Consider the following 15,260-nt stretch of genomic DNA (forward strand, 5'->3'; position numbering starts at 1 on the left):
CCGAGGAGACACCATGGAGAACCCCGTCATCGACGGCACCGCCGGTGACCGCGCCCGCTGGCAGACCTGCCGGCAGCTGGCGCGCGAGCTGCTGCTGGTCGGCCCGGACGACAAGGACCTGAAGCTGCGCTACCTCGACGTCCTGATCAAGGACGGCGTCCCGGAGACGGACGAGCCCAAGGACGTGCTGATCATCGGCGCGGGCATCGCGGGCCTGGTCGCCGGGAAGCTGCTCAAGGACGCCGGACACAACGTCACCATCCTGGAGGCCAACGCCAGCCGGGTGGGCGGGCGGATCAAGACCTTCCGCTCCACCGGCGACGAGCCCGACGCACCGTTCCACGACCCGGAGCAGTACGCGGAGGCCGGGGCCATGCGGCTGCCCAGCTTCCACCCGCTCGCCCTGGCACTGGTCGACAGCCTCGGCCTGAGCCGGCAGCTGTTCTTCAACGTCGACGTCGATCCGGACACCGGCAACCAGAACGCGCCCGTCCCGCCGGTGGTCTACGAGTCCTTCGAGCCGGGCAGGGTCTGGAAGTACGGCGCGGACAGCCCCGACTTCCGCGAACCGGTCAAGCGCTTCAACTCCTGGATCCGCACCAACCGGATCCAGGCCCGCCGCAAGGAGTACGCCGCCGACCCGAGCTGCGTCAACGAGGGCTTCCACCTCACCGGCGACGAGGTGCGGATCACCGCGACCGACATGGTCAACCAGGCCCTGGAGCCGGTCCGCGACTACTACTCGGTGATCAGGGACGGCAAGCGGGTGAACAAGCCGTTCGCCGAGTGGCTGGACGGCTGGGCCCGGGTGATCCGCGACTTCGACGGCTACTCGATGGGCCGCTTCCTCCGCGAGTACGCGGGCTTCAGCGACGAGGCCGTCGAGGCGATCGGCACGATCGAGAACATGACCTCGCGGCTGCACCTGGCCTTCTTCCACACCTTCCTGGGCCGCAGCGACATCAACCCGACCGCCACCTACTGGGAGATCGCGGGTGGCAGCTGGAAGCTGCCCGACGCGCTCGCCGAGGAGCTCCGGGAGGAGCTGCGGATGGGCCGGCGGATGATCCGGATGGAGTACTGGGACCCGCGTCGGGACGGCGGGGGCGCCCGGAACGTCGGCCCGATCGGGCCGCAGGTCGCCGTCGAGACCGTCCCCGAGGACGACCCGGAGGCCGAACCCACCGTCTGGAGGGGCGACTTCGCGATCGTCACGGTTCCGTTCTCCGCCCTGCGGTTCGTCCAGGTGACGCCACCGTTCTCCTACAAGAAGCGCCGGGCGATCATCGAGACCCACTACGACCAGGCCACCAAGGTGCTGCTGGAGTTCTCCCGCCGGTGGTGGGAGTTCACCGAGGCGGACTGGAAGGCCGAACTCGACTCCATCACACCCGGCCTGTACGAGTACTACCAGCGGGCGGGCGAGGACGACGCCGAGGCGGCCGTGGCCGCCGCCCACAACGGCCACCGGCCCCCGCGCAACCTGCCGGACGTGCTCCTCGGCGCACACGCGAGCGTGGACGAGCACCGGATCAGCCAGGCCCAGCGGGACGTCTACCAGCACACCCCGCTGCTGCGGGCGAGCGTGCGCCCCACCACCAACTGCTTCGGCGGGGGCTCGACCACCGACAACCCGAACCGCTTCATGTACTACCCCTCGCACCCGGTGCCCGGCGCCGACGGCGGCGGGGTGGTACTGGCCAGCTACAGCTGGTCCGACGACGCGGTGCGCTGGGACTCCATGGAGGACGACGAGCGGTACGTCTACGCACTGCGCAACCTCCAGTCGGTGCACGGCCGGCGGATCGAGGTGTTCTACACCGGCTACGGGAAGACCCAGAGCTGGCTGCGCGACCCGTACGCCTTCGGTGAGGCGGCGGTCTACACCCCGCACCAGATGACCAGCTTCCACCTCGACGTGGTCAAGCCGGAGGGCCCGGTGCACTTCGCCGGCGAGCACGTCTCGCTCAAGCACGCCTGGATCGAGGGCGCGGTGGAGACCGCCGTCCGGGCGGCCATCGCCGTGCACGAGGCTGCACCGCCGCCGCCCCCGGCGCAGCCGGAGATCCGGCCCGAGGTCCAGGTCCGGCCGGAGAGCCGGCAGGGAGTGATGCGCGGATGAGCGGCAACGAAGAATGGACGGTGGCCCGCTACCTGGCCACCCGGCTGGAGCAGTTGGGCATCCGGTACCTGTTCGGGGTGCCCGGGGACTTCCTCGGCCCGTTCCTGACGATCATGCAGGCCACCACCGGCGTACGCTGGATCGGCACCCCGACCGAGATGGGCGCCGGCTACGCCGCGGACGCCTACGCCCGGGTCCGGGTCGCCGACGCCGACCCGGACGCACGCGAACAGGGCGTCGGAGCGGTCGCGGTGACCTACGGGGTGGGTGCGTTCAGCCTGCTCAACACCATCGGCGGCGCCTACGTCGAGGACGTGCCACTGATCGCGATCAACGCGGCGCCGTCCTACGAGCAGTGGCTCAACCAGCAGGCGGTCGGCCTGCTCACCTCGCACATGAGCCCGCGCCGGGAGAGCAACCTGGACGTCTACCGGCAGGTCACGGTGGACGCACAGGTGCTCTCCAACCCGGGACTCGCCCCCTCACAGATCGACAGCGCGATCACCGCGTGCCTGACCGAACGCAAGCCGGTCTACCTGGAGGTGATGGAGGACCTCTGGCACGCGCCGTGCGCACCTCCACAGGGCGAACTCCGCGCTCACGAGCGTTCGTTCACCAAACGGAACGACGAGATGCTGGAGAAGGCCGTCGCGGCGGCGGTGGAGCTGATCGGGAAGTTCGGCACACCGATCGTCTGGGCCGGAGAGGAACTGGTCCGCCGGCGGCTGGAGAACGAGCTCCTGGAGTTCGTGCAGACCACCCGGATGCAGTTCTGCACCACCGTCGGCGCGAAGTCCGTGGTCTCCGAGCGGCACCCGCTGTTCGCCGGGGTCTACAACGGCAGGGCGAGCCTGCCGGAGATCCGGAAGGTCTTCAAGAACGCCGGGTGCCGGATCGGCCTGGGGACCTGGTCCACGTCCAAGAACCTCGGCGGCGAGCAGTCGATCGGCGACGACTGGATCGTGGCGGCACGCGACGGCGTCAGCGTCGGCGCCGGGTACTTCCCCGATGTCCAACTCGGCCGGTTCATCGTGGCGTTGCGCAACGCCCTGGCGGGACAGACCTTCCCGGCCGACCACTTCGCCCTGGCGCACGCGGCGGGCCTGGACGTCCCGGCCAGCACGGCCGACTTCCTGGACGAGCTGAGCACCGACCGGTACCCGCCGGAACTGACCTACGACAGCTTCTTCCAGCACATCAACTTCTTCCTGGAGCACCAGGCCACCGGCGGGGACCCACAGGCCCCCTCGCCGTTCACGGTGGTCTCGGACGCGGCGTTCGCGCTGCTCGGCTCGATGAACCTGCGGATCACCGAGCGGGCCGGCTTCCTGGCACAGAACAGCTGGCTGTCCATCGGCTACTCCGTCGGCGCGGCCACCGGCGTGGCACTGGGCCGACAGCAACCGATGAAGCGCCCGCTCGTGTTCGTCGGGGACGGCTCGTTCCAGGAGATCTGCCAGGAGCTGTCCACCCAGGTGCGTCACCACCTGCGGCCGGTGGTCTTCGTCCTGGACAACGAGGGCTTCTACGGCATCGAGCAGATGCTGGTCAGCCCCTGCTACTACAAGGAGAAGCCGTCCAACGGGGCCGACTTCTACAACGTGCTGCACCCGTGGCGCTACGAGAAGCTGGCCGAGGTCTTCGGCACGGACAAGGACCGGATGCACGGGTACGAGCTCACCACCCACGCCGAGCTCCGCTCGCTCCTGCAGGACATCGCCGACCCCGGCAACGACCTCAACCACGCCCCGATCCTGGCCCGCGTCCGGCTCAGCCGGCACGACTACCCGAAGGCGCTCCAGTACAAGATCGACGAGAAGTGCACGTAGCCGCCCGACTCCACCGGCCCCCGTCCCCGACGGGGGCCGGTGCGTGCCGGACGGCGAGGCCGCCGAGCCGCGTGTCGGCAGCAGCGACCTTGCGCCGCCCGGGTGGCAGATCGCCGGGAACGCGCCCGCGCGGGGCCTCGCTGCCAGCGCCTGGCTAGTACTGGAAGAGTACTTCCGGATTGTTCGGCGAGGGGCCATCCAGCAGCGGACTGCGGATCCCCTTCAGCGTCTGGTCGAAGAACGCTGTCACGTACTCGCGGGTGATCACCACCCCGCGTTCCGGGGAGAGGGGCGGCGTCGGGAACCCGGCCTGCTCATGAAGCAGGTCCAGGTCGCTGAAGCTGAAGTGGTCGGCGCCGGCGACCGTCAGCCACTTCTTGTAGCCGCCGAGGGCGGCCCAGGGGTGCTCCCAATCGGTGTTGGCGGTCGTACCCAGCATGAGGAACGGCCGGTTGATCTGGCCGGGCGTCGGGTCCGGGTGGAAGGAGCCGTCCATGTTCACTCCGGCCCGTACTCGCGGGTCGGCGATCATCGTGGCGGCGGCCGCCGCTCCGCCGAGTGAGTGTCCGGCCATGCCGATCTCGTGCTTGTCGATGAGGTGTGCCAGGGGCCACGCGGTATTGCCATGCGTCAACTGGTCGATCACGAAGGACACGTCCAGCGCGCGGCTGGCGGCGACGGAGTCGAAGTCGAGCGTTTCCGGGTGATCGCAGATCGCGCACGGCGGCGTCTGGCCGTTCGCCAGCGTCTCGCCGCTGTCCTCGTAGGTGTGGCCGACAAGCGCGACGACGTAGCCGTGACTGGCCAGGTCGGTCGCGAGCGAGGTGAGCGTGATGCGCGGGTCCTCGTACGCGGGCGAGAGGACCACCAGCGGATACTTGCCGCGCTGCGGCCGCGCGCCGTCGAACGCGTGAGTGGTGACGCTGGAAAGGGTCTGTGGGGTGACGCCGGAGCTCGCCGGCAAATTCTGCCGCTGGACGATTCCGGTTGCCTCGGCGAGGGTCATGTAAGGAGCCGGAGTCCCGGTCCCGGGGACGGCCGGGTAGACCATCGTGACGGCCAGTTGGCGGGGGCCGGATGACGGCACCCACGGGTCGGGACGGCTCGCGTCGGTGAGGTGGATGACGTCCTCGCCAGCGGCGTAGGGGCCCGTCGGCGCGGGGAGCGTGCCCTGGAAGGACCGCGGGGGCGCGACGGCAGCTGTGGCGGCGGTCGCGTGCACGGTGGACGGCGGGGTCGTGGCGGCGAGTCCGGTGCCGGTCGCGGCCACTGATGCGGCGAGACCCAGGATTGCGACAGCGCTGATACGGCGCTTGCGGTTCGAGGTGGTGTTCACGAGCACGATCCTGCCCGGCCCCGCCCTGACGCTCGATCATGCGGGCTTCCGTCTTGAGGGTGGTACTGGCTACACCCTGAGATCCCGACACCCCGAGATCCCGGGCCGCGTGTCGCCGGGCGGGAAGTCACAGGGCCGCAGGCTCGTCGCGCCCGGGGCGGCTCCGTGGGTGCGGCAGGTCGTCCGGGGAATGCGGTCAGTCCTCGGCGTCCCGCCTCGGATCGACCTCTGCGTTCCGGCCCGGATCGGCCTCGGCGTCCCGGCGGTCCAGAGCCTCCGCGGTCGCGGGGTACTTGGCGCGGAGCCGGTCCCGGAGGGACTGGGCGGGCCTGTCCGCCACCGATTCCGCGTCGGGTTCCACCTCCGGGCCGGCCGCCATGGCACCGGTTGCCCGCAGCCGCGTCACCTCCGCCTCCAGCTCAGCGACACGGGCATCGAGTCGCTGCACGTCTCGGGCCGCGTCCCGGTATCCCTCCTTGTGGCGCTTGGCGACGTCGGTGAGGGTGTCCACCCGGTCCGCGAAGGCGTCGCGTTCGGCGGCGATCGGCTGAACGACCTGGCCGGCGACGACAGCCGCAATCCAGTCGACCCATTCGTTGATTCGCCCGGTGCCCTGGTCGCCGATCAGGGCGGCGTCCTGCAGGCCGGCGAGCATGGCTGGGCGGATGGCGTCGGCGATGCGCTGCTGCGGGCCGGGCTGCTCGGTCACAGCTGCTCCTCGATCACGATTCGTATGGCCTCGACGGCCGCTCTGGTGCGGATGGTGTTGGAGAGGCGATCCTCCCATGCTCCGGCGCCATGTCGATGCGGGTACCTGGCCGCCCTGGCCGCCGCATCAGGGGGCCAGGGCACGCAGCAGAGCCAGGCCCTCGGCGGACGCAGGGTCGGCAGCGGCCTGGTACACCACCAGCTGTTGCTCCGGGGCACTGTTGACGGTGAACGTCTCGTAGCGCAGATCGAGGTCGCCAACCTGCGGGTGGCGGAACCGCTTCGAACCGCCCGACTTGCCGTGCACCTCGTGCCGGGCCCACAACACCCGGAACTCGTGGCTCTTGAGCGAGAGTTCGCCGACGAGTTCGGTCAGCCCCCGGTCCTCGCGGTCCCGGCCCGCGGCACTGCGCAGGGCGGCGACCGAGGCCCGGGCCGCCTCGTCCCAGTCGCGGTGGAACGAGCGTGCGGCCGGGTCGAGGAACGTCATCCGCAGCAGGTTGTCCGTACGCGCGAACGCCGCGTAGAGGGCACCCGCGGACGGGTTGAGCGCCAGGACGTCCAGCGAGCGGCCGAGGACGAGGCCGGGAGTGGTCAGAGCTCCCAGTAGCTGCAGGAGTGCGGGTGAGACCCGCTCCGGGCCCCGCCGGCGGCGGGGCCCGGGCGAAGCGGTCAGATGGAGCAGATGTGTCACGGCCTCCTCGTCGAGCTGGAGCGCGCGGGCGACGGCGTTCAGCATCTGCCGGGAGGGGTTGCGCTCGCGCCCCTGCTCCAGGCGCGTGTAGTAGTCGGTGCTCACCCCGGCGAGCAGGGCCACCTCCTCCCGGCGGAGCCCGGAGACCCTGCGGTAGCCGGCGGCGGTGATGCCCGCGAGCTCGGGCGGCAGCTGTTCACGGCGGGCGCGCAGGTACTCCCCGAGGGGGTTGCCACGCGACAGGGTCTCGTCAGTGCGCATGCTCCTGAGGCTAAGGCCCGCGTGCCACCGGGCCGAAGCCCTGATCCACGGTGCAGCGCCCCCAGGAACACCGCGGCCTGGAAGCCTCCCCCGGACGGTGCCAGGTTGGGTGGTCATGAGCAACGACCAACTCCACCCGTACATCGGCCTGTGGGTCAGTGCCGACGGCTTCGTCCGACAGGAACTCCGGGCCGACGGCCGCTACGACGAGGCCCGCGGCGAGCGGCCGAGCGCCTACACCGGCAGCTACACCGTCACCGGCTCCCACATCGACTACCTCGACGACACCGGATTCACCGCGACCGGCGACGTCCGCGACGGCGTGCTCCACCACGAGCACCTGGTCCTCCACCGCGCCGACGCCCCGCCACCGGCCCCGTAGCCCCGGCCGGCCACCCACCAACCCCTCCCCCAACGGAAGTCCGCCATGCACGCTGTCCACCGTCCTACCGACACCGCACGCCACCCCCTCCTGGAACGGCTGCGCCGAACCGCCGGCGACCCGGGGCGCCGCATCCTGTTCACCGGTGCCACCGTCCTCACCATGGACCCCGCCCTGGGCACCCTCGACGTCGGCGACCTGCTCGTGGCCGGCAGCACCATCGCCGCCGTCGGCCCCGATCTCCGCGCCCACGGGGCCGCGACGGACGCGATCGTGGTCGACGCTGCCGGAACCATCCTCACCCCCGGCTTCGTGGACACCCACCGCCACGCCTGGCAGGCCCAGTTGCGCCGGACCATGCCCGACGTGAACGACCTGGCCGGCTACGTCTCCACCACGCTCGCCGGGTACGCCCCGGCCTACCGGCCCCACGACATGTACGTCGGCACCAGGCTGGCGGCACTGGCCGCCATCGACGCAGGCATCACCACGATGCTGGACTTCTCCCACAACTCACGCAGCGCCGAGCACTCCGACGCCGCCGTCCGAGCCCTGGTCGACAGCGGCATCCGAGGAATACACGCCGCGATGGGCCCGCACTTCGGCGCCTGGGACCGGCAGTGGCCCGCCGACCTGACCCGCCTGCACGCGCAGTACACCGACCGCCTCACGACCATCCGCCTCGCCGCCCTCGCCACCGACCGGATAGCGGGACCCGCTCTGGCCTACGGCCCGGAACTCGCCCGCACCGCAGAAGAACTGGGCATCGGCGTGAGCGTGGACGCGGTCTTCGGAGAAGCCTCCTCGGAGGCGATTCTCCGCTGGGAACGGCAGGGACTGCTCGGAGAGCACCTGACCCTGATCCACGCCACCGCGCTGAGCCCCGACGCGTGGCGTGCCATCGCGGCCAGCGGCACCACGGTGTCACTCGCGCCCACTTCGGACGCCCAGATCGGGCTGGAGAGCGCCGTGCCCGCCATCGACGAGGCACTGGCGGTCGGCGTGCGGCCGGGTCTGAGCATCGACGTCGAAGTCGCCCTGGCCGGAGACATGTTCACCCAGATGCGCGCCCTGCACACCGTCCAGCGCATGCGGGCCGTTCACGGAGCCCACGGCACCGACCGCGAGCCGACACGCATCGGCACCCACGACGTACTGGACTTCGCCACCCTGCACGGTGCGCGGACCTGCGGCCTGGCCGAGGTCACCGGCTCGCTGACGCCCGGCAAGCAGGCCGACCTGCTGGTGATCACCACCGACGAGATCAACAACCTGCCGCTGAACGACGCCACCGGCGCCGTCGTCCTGGGCAGCGACGCCCGCAACATCGACACCGTCCTCGTCGGCGGGCAGGTTCGCAAATGGGCGGGCCGCGTTCTCGACGTCGACCTGCCCACGCTGCGCGCCGAGGCCGCCGCCTCCCGCGATCGCATCCTCCACGCGGCCCGGCGCCCGGCGACACGCCACCTCCCCGCAGGCTGACGCCGAACGGGCCCGACCCGAAGCCCACCTCGTCTCGTGGGCGCCGGGCACGGCCAGGATCAAACGGAAGGTGCTCCTCGCCCCGACCCGGCCGCGCGGCAAACGCGTCCGGTGCGGCGGCGCGGTCCGGTGCGGCGGCGCGGTCCGGTGCGGCCGACACCCGGTAGACGGCCGAACCAAGGCCGTCTACGCGGTGCTGACCGATCGTCAACACGCGCCTGGTGTCCTGTCGGTGTCCGCAGCCGCAACCGCGCGGTCCACCGACAGTAGGAGAGCCCCGTGTCCCACCCCTCAACCCGAGACCTCCGCCCCCGCGCCCGGCTGGCGGGGCTGGCACTCGCCGTGTCCGCGATATCGGTGTGCAGCCTCCCGCTGCTCGCCGCGCCGGCGAGCGCCGCGCAGGCGGACGTGGTCGAGCAGATGATCACGATCCAGGACCACCAGAACCACCACTCGCTGGCCAGCGCCGACGGGGAGGCCTCCCGGATCATCGCCCGCAACTACCAGAACGCCTCCACCTCGTTCTGGATCTCCAACAAGCCGGGCGGCCGGGTGGACTTCGCCCGCAACGTCAACGGCACCGAGCGCGTGCTGGAGATGGACCTCAACGACGGCCGGTCCACCCAGTTCATCCACTGGTGGGCGGGCGACAACCAGCAGTGGACCCTGGAGTCCGCCGCCGAGGGCGGCACCTACATCCACAACGCCCGCGACAACCGCTGCCTGACCTACCACGGCCTCGACCGGGAGGTCACGGTCGAGAACTGTGACGGCAGCATGTCCCAGCGGTTCGACCTGAGCGGGCCGGGCACGGGCACCTCCGTCGAGCAGCGCTTCCTCGACCGGCTCAACGCCGTGCGCGCCCAGAACGGCAAGCCGGCGGTACGGCTCAACCAGACGCTCGCCCAGGCCGCCAAGTGCAACGCCGACCAGATGGACCAGCGCCACGTCTCGGGCCACTTCTGCGACTCGGCGAACATCGCGCGGGGCCTCGGCTACACGTGGAGGGGGTTCGGTGAGATCGCGTTCTACGGGCCCACCGACGTCGACGCCGCCGTCGACGGCTGGATCAGGTCTCCCGGCCACCTGGCGATCATGCTCGGCGACTACACCGAGGTCGGGCTGGCCCGGACGGGCACGGCCTCCTGGAACGCCGACTTCGGCTCCCGCTGACCACCGGGACCGCCCCGCCGGCCCGGTGGGGCGGTCCGACGTCTCCCCGCCTCTCCGTTGTGACCCGGTCGGGGGACGTTCCAGCGACAGCAGCAGCCCACTCCCCCGCGCGCCCGGCCCACGGTCGTGCAGGGCAGCGACCACTGTCCAGGCCAGGCCCACCACTGCTGCCAGGAGTTCCTCAGACCTGGCCCGGCTCGCGTCCGGACGCCAGGGCCTCCTGTTCGTCGGCGGCAGTCTCGGCCTGCACGCCCGGACGCAGACCGATCACCGCCACCACGGCGGCCGCGACCATGATGGCCGCCATCCAGTAGAGGACCGTCTGGGTGGCGTGGGCGAAGTCGTCCCGGAAGAACTGCGGGATGGTCGCGGTGCTCCCGCTCCCGCCGCTCTGCGCCTGGACCTGGGAGAGGTGGGTGGCCTCGGCGACCGCCTGCGCGTGTGGCAGGCCCTGGGCGACCAGGGAGTCGGTCAGCTGGGTCCGCAGGTCGGTGACCAGGACGGTGCCCAGCACGGCCAGTCCCAGGCTGGCGGCGTAGTTGCGGACCGTCTGGGTGATGCCGGTCGCCTCGCCGTAGGACAGCCGCGAGGCGCGGTTGACCGCGTCCGTGCTGGAGGGGGTGAGCATGAAGCCCATGCCCGCGCCGGCCAGCACGATGTCCCACTGCTGCGTGCTGAAGCTCAACGTGGTCGCGTCGCCCGCCCACAGGTAGAACCCGACCGCGGCCAGGACGCACCCGAGCACCACCGGCCGCTTCGCGCCGCCCCGGTCGAGCATCCGGCCGCCGATCTGCGAGGCGATCACGAACCCGATGAAGAAGTAGAGCAGGAAGACACCGGCATTCGAGGAGGAGTCACCCAGCGCGATCTGCGCGTACTCGCTGGAGAAGAAGAAGACCGGGACGAAGACCAGCATCGAGATGCCGAGCACCAGGTTCTGCACGGAGAACGCGCGGATCCGGAAGATGTCCACCTGGATCAGCGGCGAGACGGTGCGCTTCTCGACGATCGCGAAGCCGACCAGCAGCAGGAGACCGGCCGCGATGCAGAGCCAGATCGCCGGGTTCGACCAGCCCCAGACCTGCGACTGCTGGAAACCGAAGACGCTCAGCCCGACACCGCCGGCGATCAGGGCCAGGCCCCGGTAGTCCATGGGCGCGGGCCGGCTCTCCGTCGCCGGCTTGGAGATCGCGATCAGCACCAGCGCGATCGCCGCCACCGGCAGGTTCACCCAGAAGATGGCCCGCCAGGTCCATTCGGTCAGGTAGCCGCCGAGGACCGGTCCGATCGCGGTCAGACCGCCCGCGATGCCGAAGAACAGGGCCAGCGCCCGCCCGCGCTCGCGCAGCGCGAAGTTCTGCACCACGATCGCCAGCGCCGCCGGGAACATGATGGCGCCACCGAAGCCCTGGACGGCGCGGAAGGTGACCAGCCACGCCTCGGCCGGACTCCCGGTGGGTGTGAAGCCGCAGCAGGCCGAGGCGCCCGCGAAGATCAGCACCCCGAGCACCACCATCCTGCGGTGACCGACGGTGTCGGCGAGCCGACCGCCGAAGGCGAAGAACGCCGCCAGGGTGAGCAGGTAGGCGTTGATCACCCACTGCACCCCCGTGCTGGTCAGCTTCAACTCCTGCTGGATGTTCGGTACGGCGATCGAGACGATGGTCTGGTCGATGAAGGTCATCGCCACGGCGAAGATCATCGCTGCCAGCACCAGGTAGCGCGAGGATCCGCCGGCGGGAGCAGTGCTCACGGTTCGCTCTTCCCTCCGGGGTGCGTCCGCGCGTCGACTGCTGGCGGATCTCACCTGTGGGGCGGGCCCGTTCCTGGAGGGAGGGGGCCCGGTTCCTGCCGTTCGTTCGGCAGGCTCCCCATGCTAGCTACCGGCCCGGGACGACGCCTGACGGAGCACCCGGCCATCACCCCATCGGGCGTTCGCAGCGGCGGGCCGACCGTCAGGACCCACCGACCCACGGAAAGCCGCTGTCGTCCGCTGTCCTTCCACCTCACGGCTTCCGGGTCGTGCGCATCAGCCGAGGAACCGCACGGTGATCGACACGAACCTGTCGGCGTCGCCCAGCCACGGGTAGTGGCCCGCGCCCGGTTGGACGACGAACTCGAACGGGCTGTCATCCTGCCTGAGGCGTCATGCGACAGGCGGTCGGACCCGTCTTCAGCCGGCCTCCGCCGGGGCCGACGGCTGATCGTCGGCCCCGGCGGCGGTGTGGATCGGGCCGTCGGTCCGGGTGAGCGGCCGACCGGTGCCGCCCCAGCGGGCGGCGATGATCTCGGCGGCGACGGAGACGGCCGTCTCCTGCGGCGTGCGGGCGCCGAGGTCGAGCCCGGCGGGGGCCGACATCCGGGCCAACTCCCTTTCTCGCAAGCCGGCTTCGCGCAGACGGCCCAGCCGCTCGCGGTGGGTTCGGCGCGACCCGAGCGCACCGATGTACGCCAGTTTCGGCAACCGCAGCGCGGTGGCCAGCAACGGCACGTCGAACTTGTGGTCATGGGTGAGGACGGCCACCACCGTACGGCCGTCGATCCGGCCCTCCTCAGCCTCCTCGGCCAGGTACTCGTGCGGCCATCGCACCACGACCTCGTCCGCGTGCGGGAAGCGGGAGGCGGTGGCGAACACTGCCCGCGCGTCACACACCGTGACGCGGTAGCCGAGGAAGGACCCCAACTCGGCGACCGCGGCGGCGAAGTCGATCGCACCGAACACCAGCATCCGCGGGGGTGTGACGAACGACCCCACGAACAGGGTCAGTTCGCCGACCTCGGCGAACTCCTCACCGTCCAGGCAGCGGCCCGCGGTGTCATAGTGGCGCAGCCCTGTTGTGCCGTGTTCGAGCATGCCGCGGACGTCGAGGCCCACCGCGCGGTCCAGCGCGGCCGAACCGAGGGTGCCGCAGGCGCGGTCCGGCCAGACGACCAGGCGGCTCCCGAGCGCGCCCGGGCCGTTGTCCGGGCCGGTCACCACGGTGGCCACCGCGACAGGCTCGCCGGCACCCAACGACGTCACCACGTCCGGAAGTTCGGGGAAGGTTCGGCTGGACACGGGTTCGACGAAGATCTGGATCGTGCCGCCGCAGGTCAACCCCACCTCGAAGGCGTCGCCGTCGCTCACCCCGTACGACCGCAACACCGGGCGTCCCGAGATCCGGGCCTCCTCGGCCTCCTCGTACACCGCGCCCTCGACGCAGCCGCCCGAGACACTGCCGACCACGGTGCCGGAGGCCGAGACCGCCATCGCCGCACCCGGCCGGCGGGGCGCGCTCCGGAAGGTGCTGACCACGGTGGCGAGCCCGAAGACCTCGCCCGCGCGGTACCACGGGTACACCTCGCCCAGGACGTCACGCACGGTGTCCCCCTCGCGGACGCCGGCAGGCCCGGCGCAACCGACGCGCGACCCCCAGCAGGATCAACCCGGCGAGGAGGATCGACGCCAGGCGCTTGGCCACCGGTCCGCGGGCCACGGCGAGCAGGTCCAGCGGCTCCCCCTCCGCCGAGGTGGCCCGCGGCTCCCCCACGGGTGCGGACCGCCCGGCGGCGGACGCGGCCGCTGCGGGTTCGGCGGCCGCCGGCTGCGTGGCCGGCGCGGCTCCGCCCCCGCGCTCGTGTTCGGCGGCCAGCCGCTCCTCCAGACAGGCCGTGAACTGGTCCAGCAGCTTCCGGCTGATGTCGGTCATGACGCCCTTGCCGAACTGGGCCACCTTCCCGGTGATGCTGAGCCGGGTCTCGACGGTCACCCGGGTGCCGTCGCCGTCCGGGGCCAGCCGTGCGGTGACGTGCGCGTCGGCGTTGCCCTGGCCGTGCGTGTCGCGTCCGGAGGCGGTGAGCCGCACGGTGTGGTTCGCCTCGTCCCGCTCGTCGAACGCGGCGGTGCCCCGGTACTGCACGGTCACCGCTCCGACCCGCACCTTGACCGTGCCGTGGAACCGCTCGCCGTCGACCCCGGTGAGCTGCGCCCCCGGCATGCACGGGGCAATCCGCTCGACGTCGGTGAAGAGGTCCCAGGCCGCTTCCACCGGCAGGCTCACGTGGAACTCGTTGGTGAACTCCATGTGGACGAGCCTCCTTGCCCAGATCTGCCCGGTGCCCCGGAATTCCCCCGTCGACGTACGTTCCAACGATGACCGGCCACCCGGCGATTCCCCTCCCGGAGCCGTCCCCGGTCAGCTCCACAGGCTCACCCGGACGGTCGGCCGGTAGTGGTCCACCGGTACACCGGTGGCCCGGGTCATCAGGCTCTTCACGGCGGTGGGCGTGGTCACGAACCGGCACAGCGCGGATGCGGTCGGCGAGCGCCGGTCGCCGCGCAGGGCGGAGGCCCGCAGCACGCCGTTGACCGGGGTGCCGGGCACGGCGACCACGGTGAGGGTGCCGCGACGCAGCTCGTCGCGGACGAGGTGGAGCACGGCGAGCGACAGCCCGTCGCCGGCGACGGCCGCACCCAGGGCCGCACTGGTGCTGGGGAAGATCGACGCGTCGGCGTCGCCGACGCCGTGCCGCGTCAGGAAGGCGCCGCCGGGCGTTCCGGGGTCGAGCCCGCCCGGGCCGAGCAGCCAGTGTTCCCGGGACAGCCGGCCGACCGGTAGGTGCAGCCGGCCGCCGTCGCCCTGGTCCGGCCGGACGCCGGCGTGGCGCGGTGAGGCGACCACCACCAGCTGGATGCGCAGGAACAGGATGTGTTCGAGGGTGTCCGGGGCGGGACCGACGGCGACGGTGCCGGGCTCGGCGGCGACCGGGCTGATCGCGACGTCCGCTCGCCGGTCCAGCAGCAGCTCGCCGAGCGCGGTGGACGCCACCGCGAGGGTCGTGGTCTCCACGTCCGGGTGCCGCCGGACGAAGGCCTCCAGCAGTGGCGGGGTGATCTGCTCGGCGGTCGTCTCGGTCGCGGCGACCCGCAGGTAGGAGCTGTCCGCGCCGGCCTGCCGGACCTGCCGGCGGGTCTCCTCGGCCAGGCCCACGATCTCGGCCGCGCCCGCGGCCAGCCGCCGCCCGCCGGGCGTCAGGGCGATCCCGCCCGCCGCCCGGACGAAGAGCCGGTCGCCGAGCTCGCGGCGCAGCACGGCGACCGCGCCCGACACCGCGGGCTCGCTCACCCCCAGGGAGATCGCGGCGGCCTTGACCGAGCCGAGCCGGGCCACCGCGACGAACGCCCTGAGCTGTGTGAGGGTCATCGCCGCCTCCAGCGATCGCACGCCCCCCACGTGTCAGCCGTGGACGGCTCTTAACCATTCCCTTCAGTCGCCGTTGACCCGGGCGGTCGC

Annotated in this window: 12 protein-coding genes; 5 read left to right on the forward strand and 7 right to left on the reverse strand. The window is 71.6% G+C overall.

Annotated features, from left to right (window positions below):
* Window positions 1-13: 13 nt before the first annotated feature.
* Window positions 14-2,122: an FAD-dependent oxidoreductase gene (locus tag C2142_RS04095; RefSeq protein WP_148641125.1), complete on the forward strand. Its 2,109-nt coding sequence runs from the start codon at window positions 14-16 to the stop codon at window positions 2,120-2,122.
* Window positions 2,119-3,951, forward strand: a complete 1,833-nt coding sequence (locus tag C2142_RS04100; RefSeq protein ID WP_148641126.1) for a thiamine pyrophosphate-binding protein — start codon at window positions 2,119-2,121, stop codon at window positions 3,949-3,951. Before C2142_RS04095 ends, C2142_RS04100 begins: the two co-directional genes overlap by 4 nt.
* 154 nt (window positions 3,952-4,105) lie before the next feature.
* Here the strand turns inward: C2142_RS04100 and C2142_RS04105 are convergent, their stop codons facing one another.
* The 3 genes from C2142_RS04105 to C2142_RS04115 all read right to left on the reverse strand — a co-directional run bounded on the left by C2142_RS04105 (window position 4,106) and on the right by C2142_RS04115 (window position 6,950).
* Window positions 4,106-5,287 carry an alpha/beta hydrolase gene (locus tag C2142_RS04105; RefSeq protein ID WP_241002367.1) on the reverse strand — a complete coding sequence of 394 codons (1,182 nt, stop codon included), beginning with the start codon at window positions 5,285-5,287 and terminating at the stop codon, window positions 4,106-4,108.
* Window positions 5,288-5,483: 196 nt separating this feature from the next.
* A complete protein-coding gene (locus C2142_RS04110; RefSeq protein WP_153882751.1) occupies window positions 5,484-5,996 on the reverse strand; it encodes a hypothetical protein in 513 nt (170 codons plus the stop codon).
* A 126-nt stretch (window positions 5,997-6,122) separates the two neighbouring features.
* Complete coding sequence (locus tag C2142_RS04115; protein WP_148641128.1) at window positions 6,123-6,950, reverse strand: helix-turn-helix transcriptional regulator; 828 nt, start codon at window positions 6,948-6,950, stop codon at window positions 6,123-6,125.
* A 115-nt stretch (window positions 6,951-7,065) separates the two neighbouring features.
* Here C2142_RS04115 and C2142_RS04120 point away from each other — a divergent pair, with 115 nt between their 5' ends.
* The 3 genes from C2142_RS04120 to C2142_RS04130 all read left to right on the forward strand — a co-directional run bounded on the left by C2142_RS04120 (window position 7,066) and on the right by C2142_RS04130 (window position 9,987).
* The gene (locus tag C2142_RS04120) at window positions 7,066-7,332 is read left to right on the forward strand and encodes an Atu4866 domain-containing protein (RefSeq protein ID WP_148641129.1); all 267 of its coding nucleotides are present in this window, start codon (window positions 7,066-7,068) and stop codon (window positions 7,330-7,332) included.
* A gap of 45 nt (window positions 7,333-7,377) precedes the next feature.
* Window positions 7,378-8,814 (forward strand): amidohydrolase family protein, encoded by a 1,437-nt coding sequence (locus C2142_RS04125; RefSeq protein WP_148641130.1) that lies wholly within the window; start codon window positions 7,378-7,380, stop codon window positions 8,812-8,814.
* 279 nt (window positions 8,815-9,093) lie between these two features.
* Window positions 9,094-9,987 carry a CAP domain-containing protein gene (locus tag C2142_RS04130; RefSeq protein ID WP_148641131.1) on the forward strand — a complete coding sequence of 298 codons (894 nt, stop codon included), beginning with the start codon at window positions 9,094-9,096 and terminating at the stop codon, window positions 9,985-9,987.
* Window positions 9,988-10,168: 181 nt separating this feature from the next.
* Here the strand turns inward: C2142_RS04130 and C2142_RS04135 are convergent, their stop codons facing one another.
* The 4 genes from C2142_RS04135 to C2142_RS04150 form a co-directional block, all read right to left on the reverse strand.
* On the reverse strand, window positions 10,169-11,740 hold the full coding sequence (locus C2142_RS04135; protein ID WP_241002368.1) for an MFS transporter: 1,572 nt from the start codon (window positions 11,738-11,740) through the stop codon (window positions 10,169-10,171).
* Between the two features lie 420 nt (window positions 11,741-12,160).
* On the reverse strand, window positions 12,161-13,348 hold the full coding sequence (locus C2142_RS04140) for an XdhC/CoxI family protein (protein WP_148641133.1): 1,188 nt from the start codon (window positions 13,346-13,348) through the stop codon (window positions 12,161-12,163).
* Entirely contained in the window at window positions 13,341-14,051 is a 711-nt protein-coding gene (locus C2142_RS04145; protein ID WP_148641134.1) for an SRPBCC family protein, read from the reverse strand. The genes C2142_RS04140 and C2142_RS04145 overlap by 8 nt, the downstream gene beginning before the upstream one ends.
* Before the next feature lie 111 nt (window positions 14,052-14,162).
* Window positions 14,163-15,170, reverse strand: a complete 1,008-nt coding sequence (locus C2142_RS04150; protein ID WP_148641135.1) for a LysR family transcriptional regulator — start codon at window positions 15,168-15,170, stop codon at window positions 14,163-14,165.
* Window positions 15,171-15,260: the final 90 nt, after the last annotated feature.

It is taken from the genome of Streptomyces sp. CB01881 (assembly GCF_002953255.1).
In the GTDB taxonomy this organism is placed as follows: domain Bacteria; phylum Actinomycetota; class Actinomycetes; order Streptomycetales; family Streptomycetaceae; genus Kitasatospora.

Excerpts from the sequence above, each read along its gene's own strand:
- C2142_RS04095 (WP_148641125.1), top strand. The coding sequence starts at position 14 with ATGGAGAACCCCGTCATCGACGGCACCGCCGGTGACCGCGCCCGCTGG.
- C2142_RS04100 (WP_148641126.1), top strand. The coding sequence starts at position 2,119 with ATGAGCGGCAACGAAGAATGGACGGTGGCCCGCTACCTGGCCACCCGG.
- C2142_RS04115 (WP_148641128.1), bottom strand. The coding sequence starts at position 6,950 with ATGCGCACTGACGAGACCCTGTCGCGTGGCAACCCCCTCGGGGAGTAC.
- C2142_RS04120 (WP_148641129.1), top strand. The coding sequence starts at position 7,066 with ATGAGCAACGACCAACTCCACCCGTACATCGGCCTGTGGGTCAGTGCC.
- C2142_RS04125 (WP_148641130.1), top strand. The coding sequence starts at position 7,378 with ATGCACGCTGTCCACCGTCCTACCGACACCGCACGCCACCCCCTCCTG.
- C2142_RS04145 (WP_148641134.1), bottom strand. The coding sequence starts at position 14,051 with ATGGAGTTCACCAACGAGTTCCACGTGAGCCTGCCGGTGGAAGCGGCC.
- C2142_RS04150 (WP_148641135.1), bottom strand. The coding sequence starts at position 15,170 with ATGACCCTCACACAGCTCAGGGCGTTCGTCGCGGTGGCCCGGCTCGGC.